The sequence below is a fragment of the Collinsella aerofaciens genome (genome assembly GCF_028206795.1).
Lineage (GTDB): Bacteria > Actinomycetota > Coriobacteriia > Coriobacteriales > Coriobacteriaceae > Collinsella > Collinsella aerofaciens_AX.
In genome coordinates, this window is the sequence record NZ_JAQLFJ010000001.1 from 244,561 (window position 1) to 252,724 (window position 8,164).

General features: G+C 58.8%; 9 protein-coding genes. 4 read left to right on the forward strand and 5 right to left on the reverse strand.

The annotated features are described in order from the left end of the window. Positions 1 to 19: 19 nt before the first annotated feature. From PMX70_RS01040 to PMX70_RS01050, 3 genes are all read right to left on the reverse strand, one after another. On the reverse strand, positions 20 to 385 hold the full coding sequence (locus tag PMX70_RS01040; protein ID WP_055252065.1) for an ArsR/SmtB family transcription factor: 366 nt from the start codon (positions 383 to 385) through the stop codon (positions 20 to 22). Positions 386 to 804: 419 nt separating this feature from the next. After that, the gene (locus PMX70_RS01045; protein WP_117773004.1) at positions 805 to 1,995 is read right to left on the reverse strand and encodes a hypothetical protein; all 1,191 of its coding nucleotides are present in this window, start codon (positions 1,993 to 1,995) and stop codon (positions 805 to 807) included. A gap of 349 nt (positions 1,996 to 2,344) precedes the next feature. After that, complete coding sequence (locus PMX70_RS01050; protein ID WP_055252061.1) at positions 2,345 to 3,313, reverse strand: 3'-5' exonuclease; 969 nt, start codon at positions 3,311 to 3,313, stop codon at positions 2,345 to 2,347. A gap of 171 nt (positions 3,314 to 3,484) precedes the next feature. Between PMX70_RS01050 and PMX70_RS01055 the strand changes: the two genes are divergently transcribed. Then, entirely contained in the window at positions 3,485 to 4,573 is a 1,089-nt protein-coding gene (locus tag PMX70_RS01055) for a putative manganese transporter (RefSeq protein WP_118377125.1), read from the forward strand. Positions 4,574 to 4,737: 164 nt separating this feature from the next. Here the strand turns inward: PMX70_RS01055 and PMX70_RS01060 are convergent, their stop codons facing one another. Together PMX70_RS01060 and PMX70_RS01065 are read right to left on the reverse strand one after the other, a co-directional pair. After that, the gene (locus PMX70_RS01060) at positions 4,738 to 5,220 is read right to left on the reverse strand and encodes a YaiI/YqxD family protein (RefSeq protein WP_055252057.1); all 483 of its coding nucleotides are present in this window, start codon (positions 5,218 to 5,220) and stop codon (positions 4,738 to 4,740) included. After that, a complete protein-coding gene (locus tag PMX70_RS01065) occupies positions 5,221 to 5,823 on the reverse strand; it encodes an HdeD family acid-resistance protein (protein WP_117583774.1) in 603 nt (200 codons plus the stop codon). A 233-nt stretch (positions 5,824 to 6,056) separates the two neighbouring features. On the opposite strand from PMX70_RS01065, the gene PMX70_RS01070 reads away from it, so the two are divergent. The 3 genes from PMX70_RS01070 (at position 6,057) to PMX70_RS01080 (ending at position 8,006) form a co-directional block, all read left to right on the forward strand. Further along, a complete protein-coding gene (locus PMX70_RS01070; RefSeq protein ID WP_117563980.1) occupies positions 6,057 to 6,728 on the forward strand; it encodes a nitroreductase family protein in 672 nt (223 codons plus the stop codon). 82 nt (positions 6,729 to 6,810) lie between these two features. After that, positions 6,811 to 7,353, forward strand: a complete 543-nt coding sequence (locus PMX70_RS01075) for a histidine phosphatase family protein (protein WP_271742539.1) — start codon at positions 6,811 to 6,813, stop codon at positions 7,351 to 7,353. A gap of 17 nt (positions 7,354 to 7,370) precedes the next feature. Next, complete coding sequence (locus tag PMX70_RS01080) at positions 7,371 to 8,006, forward strand: histidine phosphatase family protein (RefSeq protein ID WP_118335363.1); 636 nt, start codon at positions 7,371 to 7,373, stop codon at positions 8,004 to 8,006. Positions 8,007 to 8,164 lie beyond the last annotated feature (158 nt).

The following is an 8,164-nucleotide window of genomic DNA, read 5'->3' on the forward strand; positions in this document are numbered from 1 at the left end:
CTGATACCGTGGGTGATTGCTATTCGCAGATATGGCTCATGCCCTGGTTAAGCATGGTGTAGACGTGATCGTCGGCGAGCGAGTAGAGAATGTTGCGGCCGTCGCGGCGGAACTTGACCAGGTGCGACTGCTTAAGCGTGCGCAGCTGGTGCGATACTGCCGACTGCGAGGTTGCGGTCGCCTCGGCGATGTCGGCCACGCAGAGCTCGCGGCCCATGAGGGCATAGAGGATCTTGATGCGTGTGGTGTCGCTGAAGACCTTGAACAGGTCGGCCAGGTCGTACAACAGCTCCTCGTCGGGAAGGTCCTCGGGCGAGCAGGTGGTGGGGACGATCGGCTCGGTGGCCTCGATGCCAGTCTTTGTTTCATCAGCGTGGCTGCTCATTGCAACATCCTTTCATATGAACATGCGCTCATATAAATTACTTCCGATTATATGAGCGCATGTTCATATGTCAATGACGTACAGGTAATTCGTCGCATAAAATGATGGGGAATAGTGGACGAGATTCCGGACTGAGCGGTTTTGATAGCCGATGCCGGGGTGGGTGCCCCCGCGCCGTGCAAAAATTGGAGTATTCTGCAACTATAGGGGGTCCGTTAATCTATTCCAGGCCAAATAAAGCCGCTCAAGAGTTATCCAAGGGCGGTAAACAGACAAGGTCTTCCTCAAATGTTGCCTAACGTTCCCGTTCGATAGCGTTTTTGTTTTTCATTTGGATTAACTTGTGGGTGCTGGAGGGCCGACCCTGCTGAATACTCGCAATTTTGCACATCGCTAGGGTACCCACCTTGTTAGCCGGTCTAGCTTCCGGCCCCGAAGATTCTGCCCTCGGGCGCGAGGCTGCTTATTTGGGCAAATGATGGGCTGTCGGATTCGACAGTCTGCATGTCATCGATTGCCGGAACTTCATTTATTGTCGGGTCATCCAGCGTGATGCCTTCGAGTGTTGCTTTTTCGAGGTCGATTCGTTGACGATCTTCGGAATCCTGGCGAAGCTGCTTCTGAATTCGCTTTTTCTCTTCTATAAACCTTCTGAGCACAAACTGTCTCAGGTCCTCTTGCATGATTTGAAAGTCTTTTGGCAGACGCGAGGGGCGTATGCCCTCTTTCCGTTGGATCGCCTCCATGACCCTAACGAAAGCGCTGGCATGCATAAAGGAATAACGACTGACGGTGATGATTCCGCATCCCATGGACGCAAGCGCATTCTTGCGCTCCTCATCGATGGCGCGGTCTTCTTCCGCGTCATGATAAAACCCGTTGTATTCAATGTCTGTGCGAGATTTCTTTAGATACGCATCCATAAAGAACTTTTTGCGTCTCGTGAGATTCTTTGCGGCAGCGGTGACCTGCACCTCGTAATCGGTCTCAATTCCCTTAATACCAAGCCCTCCTTCGCTTTTAGGCAGCGTTAGCATCATGACAAAGGCCGTTTCCATAGGAGACCGGCATCCGTCGCGCACACATTGGATTGCCTTTCGGGCAAGGGCCAGACCGTCGCATCTGGTAATGGAATTAAAGAACTGTTTTAACCTTTCGGTCGAGGTGAGCGCGAAACGCTCGTTATACGAGGTGGAAGAGCCGGTTCCAAGGGAGTAAGCGCCGCACAATTCAAAGTAGTACTCCACCAGTTCGCGAAAAGGGAGATAGGTGGCGGCCTGAAGTGCGCAAAGCTCAACGCCAACAATGAAGATGCCATCTTTGAGCTCTATAAAGCGTGAGTTCGAGAATCGTTTTGACGAAACGTGGCATTGACAGTTCATTGCATAGCGCGCATTCCTGCGATCAAACACCATTACCTCGAGGCAATCATTTGCGTCGAGGGAAACATCGTGTTTGGTGAGCCATTCTGCGGCTGCGTCAAGGAGCGTTCCGGTGGGACATGATCCGTAAATCGCGGCAGGGTTACAGGGCTCGGTGTCTTTCGCAGACGCCGAATGCGCGGCCTGGTAGACCGCTTTTGCAGTGGTATGTGACAATACGATACTCATGGTATATATCGTGTCAGCTAATGCCGTGTTGATGGCGCTGAGTGGGAAAGTCGTTTTAGGGGCCTAACCAAATGCTGTCCAAAAGCTTGACGCAATTATGGGTTGGCATGCCTAAAATCAATGTTATCGCAGCTTAGCTATAGCATATAAAAACTCAATTGCTGCACATTTGATATCGATGCATCACCATCCGACAACGAATTACGTGTCGGGAATTGGCCGAAATCGTTCAAAATGAGGGTTCAGAATTTGTGATGGCAGATCTATCTGTGGAACGTAGGGCGGCCCCGCTGCGGTGTTTCCCGCTGCGAGGCCGCTCGTGAGCAAGCAGTGTTTGTCGCAGGCGTTGCTATTTCGCGAATAGGTTCTTGAGGTTGAACTCGGCCTGTACCGTGCGGAGCATGAGGTCGGTGTCGTCCAGACCCAGATGCTGCTCGTTGGCGTCGGGCGCGAGGGTGCCGCGACGGCGTGCCCAGTTCTCGAGCGCGGCGGGGGCGGACTCGCGGGGGAGCGAGCGCACGTCGGCGTCCAGGCTGCGGCAGATCTGGCGCGAGTCGATGACGATGATCTTGCCGGCGCGGCGTGCCTCGGCGTAGCCGTCCAGGTGGATCTTGAACCAGCTGTCCTCAAAGGCGGCGTTGTGTGCCATGTACGGGTACTTCTTCATAAGCTTGAGCAGCTGCTTTTGCAGCTCTTTGTTCTCGCGGAACGGCTTTTTGCCGTCGATGTCGTCCCAGGTGATGTGGTGGATATTCGACAACGGCACATCCTCGCCGCGGTAGATGTCGGGCAGGCCGCAGTAGTGTGCCTCGGCGTCATGCGGGACGGCGTCGCTGGTGAGCTCCATGATCTCCCAGCCCACGTTGATGATATAGCCGCGCTCGGGTGCACGGCCGGTGGTCTCGATGTCGATACCGAGCACGGTGCCCTGGATGGGCTTGCGGGCGTAGGCCACGCCGAGCGCGTCGCGGTCGCCGCGGATTTCGCGCATAACGGACGCGGCGGTGCGCTTTTGCATCTTGCCGATGGCGGCGCAGGTGTCGGCATCGGACAGGCCGCGCGAGAGCGTCGCGGGCGTCACGTTGCGCAGACGCGCCTCGCCAATCTGGTCGCACAGGTCGCGGTTGCGGTCGGCCAGGTCGCGCACGGTGGCAAAGTCGAAGCCGGGGTCGCCCTCGGCGGTAAAGTACTCGGTCTCGAGCACCTTGAGGGCCTCCTCGCCCTTCTGGCGCTCGGACTCCATGGCGCCGTGGTCGCCGTAGATAAACATGGGGATAAACGGCTGGCGCTCGTATTCGAGTGCTTGCGATACGTTCATATGCTACTCCTTGGACGGGCCGCGTTGTGCGGCTCGAGGTTACTGAGTTATGGCGAGATGATAGTTTACCATAGGCAACTATTGGCACCGCGCCCGGGACAACTACAATACCCTAGTTGACCGCTAGGACTTTTACAATGCTGCCGAAAGACACGAAAGGTTCCATCCGTCATGGATTTACTGATTGATATTCTGCTCGACGCCGGCAAGGACACGCTGTCGCTGCTGCCGTTTTTGTTGGTGACGTATCTTGCTCTCGAGACACTTGAGCACGTTGCGGGCGACCGCGTCAACGGCGCTATCAAGCGCGCCGGCGCTGCGGGTCCCGTGGTTGGCTCGCTGCTGGGCATGGTGCCGCAGTGCGGATTTTCGGCCATGGCAGCAACGCTGTACGCCGGCCGTGTCGTGACCTTGGGCACGTTGGTGGCGGTGTTCCTTTCGACCTCCGATGAGATGCTGCCGCTGTTGCTTGCCGAGCAGGTTCCCGTGCAGACTATGGCGATGCTTTTGGCTTCGAAAGCGCTGATCGCACTGGTCACGGGTTTTATCGTGGACGCTGCCATTCGCGGCCTGCGCCGTAACGCCCGCGCGCACGCGGCGATTCGCCGTACCGTGCTGGGAACCGCGGCCAACCCGGCCCACGTGAACTGCGCGCACGACGACCACAGCGGCGGTGACATCATCGACGAGGTGGCCGAGGCAGGCGTGAGCGCCGACCACATCCACGAGCTGTGCGAGCGCGACCATTGCGGTTGTGATGAAGACGAGGACGAGCACGAACACGGACATGGCCACGATCACGGTCATGAGGGCGAACATGAACACCATGACGGTCACGGTCACTCTCACTCCCACGAAGGGACGCCTGTCCTGTCGATCATCCGCAGTGCGATCTCGCACACCGTGCAGGTCTCGGTATTCATTTTTCTGGTGACGCTGATTCTGGTCGCCGTGCTCGAGACGTTCGGCGAGTCCGCGATCGAGCAGTTCCTGCGCGGCAACGAGACACTCGCTGTCCTGGGTTCGGCGCTTGTCGGGCTGATTCCCAATTGCTCGGCGAGCGTGGTCATTACACAGCTGTATCTGGAAGGCGCGCTGCAACTGGCGCCGATGCTCGCCGGCACGCTCATTTCCGCCGGCGTGGGTTATCTGGTGCTGTTCCGCACCAACCGCAGCGCCCGCGAAAATGCCGTGTTCCTGATCATGATGTACGTCATCGGCGCTGGCTGGGGCCTCATCCTCTCCGCCGTTGGCCTCTAAGTAGGCCTAAAAAATGGGCTTCAAATAGCCATGCTCAGCGCCTGCGCAATGCGGCGACGCATGGCATTTTGAAGCCCGTTTTTTGTTGAGCAATGGATTCCGAGCGCTCACACCGCTCAAAACAAAAAGGTAGATTTTAGGCATGTCTCAAAAATCTACCTTGGTTAGTGCAGCAACTCGGTGAGGTTGCGTTTAAAGCGGGCGCGGTCTTCGCTGGTAAATGCTGCCGGACCGCGAGTGCGTCCGCCGGCGCGGCGTACCTTCTTTTCCTCGTGGCGAATAAACAGCTGCATGTCGATGGTTGCTTTGTCGTAGACGCGTCCGCGCACACCGATAGCGGCGGCATCGCGCCCGAGCACCATGCTCGCCAAGCCAATGTCCTGCGTCACGACCACGTCGCCCGCCTGCAGGCGTTCGACAATGGCAAAGTCGGCGCTGTCGGCGCCCACGCTCACGTCGAGCGTCGTGACCCAAAAGCCGCGTCGCGCGTGCTCGGCATCGCGCGGGTCGTCGCGGCGAATGTGCCGTTCCAGGTTTTGCGTGCTGTTGCCGGCGATAACAACGGCGACGCCCGCCCGCCGCGCGCAGTCAATCGACTCGCGTGTGACCGGGCAGGCGTCTGCATCAATAAAGAGCGTTCGTGGCATCTAGCGCACCAGTTTGCCAAACTGAATGGCGCGAACAATGAGCGTCACGCCAAACACCAGCAGCGCGGCACCGCTAAAGATGACGAGCATCTTGGCCGACCACAGCGGATAGATAAACACGAACATGCCCGCGATGATGGAGAGCGCGCCGCTCAGGATGGCGAGGGCGCGGTTGGCGGAAAGCTCGGATTCCAGAATCGACATGACGCCCTCGACGATCCAGCCAAAGCCGGCGACGACCACCACGAGCGTGGTGAGCGTCGCGGTCGAGAAGGCCTGGTTGCGCAGGATTATGACGCCGCCCAGAATGATGAGCAGGTTGGAGATGATGCTCGTAACGCGCCAGCCGGTGGGCAGCAGCGGCTCGAAAACAGCGGTAAACAGCCTGATCGCGGCCGTGATCACAAAGTAGATGCCCAAGACGGTCGTCAGGAAGACGAGGGATTTGGCGGGCGCAAACAGCAGTGCGATGCCGGCGACGAGCGCCAAGACGCCCGTGATGGCGTAAATCCAGCGCACGGCCTTGACGGCCTTGCCTGCCATGCTTTTCTCGTCAAATCCAAACGCGCTCGATTGCTTGTCATCGTTCTTAAAGATGCCCATGATGTCTCCTTTCCGTGCGGCGTAAGCCGTAGCTCTTGCAACCAGTATCGCCCAAGGGCGCCGTCGCGTGGGGCGGGAAGGGCGAATGGGAGCCTCATCTTCCCGAATTGTTACCTTTGTTCCCGTTTGGATGCGGAATATTCAACAGGTGTGGAACATTGCGCCGCTGTGTGTAATTGCCTACGTTTTAGGTTAGATTTTCTTAAGAACAATTGGCTTTTATTGGGGGTCTTATGAACGAAGCTGTTCCCGCGGCGCCGGTAAGCGCCGAGTCGATGGCAAAGCAGGGTTGCGAAAAGCTTGGCCTGGACACGTTTGACGCGCTGGTCCGCCGCGCCCGTACGTGCCGCCGTTTTGACGAGTCCATGCGCGTGCCGCGCGAGTTTTTGCTCGAGCTGGCGGAACTGGCGCACCTGGCTCCCTGCGGCGCCAATGCTCAGCGTCTGCGTTTTCATGTGGTGAGCGGTGCCGAGGATTGCGCGCGTGTATTTGATGAGCTTGCATGGGCCGGCGCGCTTAAGGATTGGTCGGGTCCTGCCGAGGGCGAGCGTCCGACCGGCTACATCGCGATTCTTGCCGAGCGCGCTGTTCCGGGTAAGCCCGCCGCGCCCATCACCGAGGTCGACACGGGCATTGCCGCGCAGACGATGATGCTCGCCGCTCGCAGCGCCACGCCCGAGGTGGCAGCCTGCATGTTCAAGGCCTTTACGCCCCACGCGATCGATGCTATGGGGCTCGATAACGACAAGTATGAGCTCAAGCTGATCATGGCTTTTGGCGTGCCGGCCGAGACGCAGATGATCGATGCGATCGATTCCAACCCCGACGGCTCAATTAATTACTGGCGTGACGATGCGCAGGTGCACCACGTACCCAAGCGCCCGCTCGCCGACGTGCTGGTGTAGCTGAGCGTCACCGCGGCGTGATCAGACGGTAAACCACCACAAAGGTGCCTGTCCCCTTTGTGGTGGTACGAGGGGAGGGTGTGTGGCAGATCTGTATTTGGTGCGGCATGGGCAGACTGAGTTCAATGTGCAGAGCATTTTGCAGGGCTGGCACGATTCGCCGCTTACGGCGCGCGGGCGCGAGCAGGCGCTGGCGGCGCGTACGGCGTTTGCGGCGCGTGGCGTGGCCTTTGATCATGTGTATTCCTCGCCGTTGGGCCGGGCGCGGCATACGGCCGAGCTTATCGTTGGCGAGGGCCGTTCCATTGAGCTGGTCGATGACCTGCGTGAGTGGCATTTTGGCTCGCTGGAGGGCACATCAAATCGCGAGATGCCGCCGCAGCCCTGGGGCGATTATCCGGTGGCCTTTGGCGGTGAGTCGGAAGTGCAGCTTCAGTCGCGCATGGTCGCGGCGCTGTCCCGCATCATGGCCAGGCCGCAGCACGACTGCGTGCTGGCGGTTTCCCACGGCTCAGCCTGCCAGGAGTTTCTTGAGTATGTGACTGGCGGGGGGGAGCTACCCGACAACGGTGCCGTGCTTCATTTTGGCTATTGCGATGGGGCGTTTTCGCTCTTGGGTTGGTAACGAACGAAAGGACCCCTATGAATAAAGATCTGTATCTGGTCCGTCATGGACAGACGATATTCAACCTTAAGCGTATCATTCAGGGGTGGAGTGACTCGCCGCTCACACAGCTGGGCTGCGATCAGGCGGCGCGTGCCGGCATGTTCTTGCGTGCGCGCGGCATTGAGCCCGACCACGCCTACACCTCTACGCTGCACCGCACCGAACAGACCATCGCCAACTTGTGGCCGGGCTTGGCGTACGAGCGCCTGGACGGCCTGCGTGAGTGGTTCTTTGGCGACTTTGAGGCCGAGCGCGTGATGCTCATGCCCGAGCGCCCGTGGCGCGATTTCTATCGCCAGTTTGGCGGCGAGGGTCAGGTGCAGGTGCGTGAGCGCATGGTGACGACGCTGACCGAGCTCATGCGACGCCCGGACCACGAGTGCGTCCTTGCGGTGAGCCACGGATCGGCCATCAAGGAGTTTTTGGACCACGTGAGGGGAGCGGCGGCCGACGAGCGCGAGCGCGTGCCGGGCAACTGCTCGGTGCTGCATTTCGTGTTTGACGACGAGGCCGGTACGTTTGAGCTGATTGAGATTTTTACGCAGGAGGATTACGCGCGCGAGCTGGGTCTTGAACCGCTTGTGGTTACTGCAGGTCCGCAGCGCGGATAACGCGAGCGTGGCGGCACGGGTCGCCGGCATAACTTCTCGATGCAAAAGGGGCGGAGATGCATGTACCTGCTGCATCTCCGCCCCATTACAGTCAGAAATGAGCTATTCGATACCCCGTTGATGTATTTCCCCGGTGTCGGATACGATTCAAGCAAGCC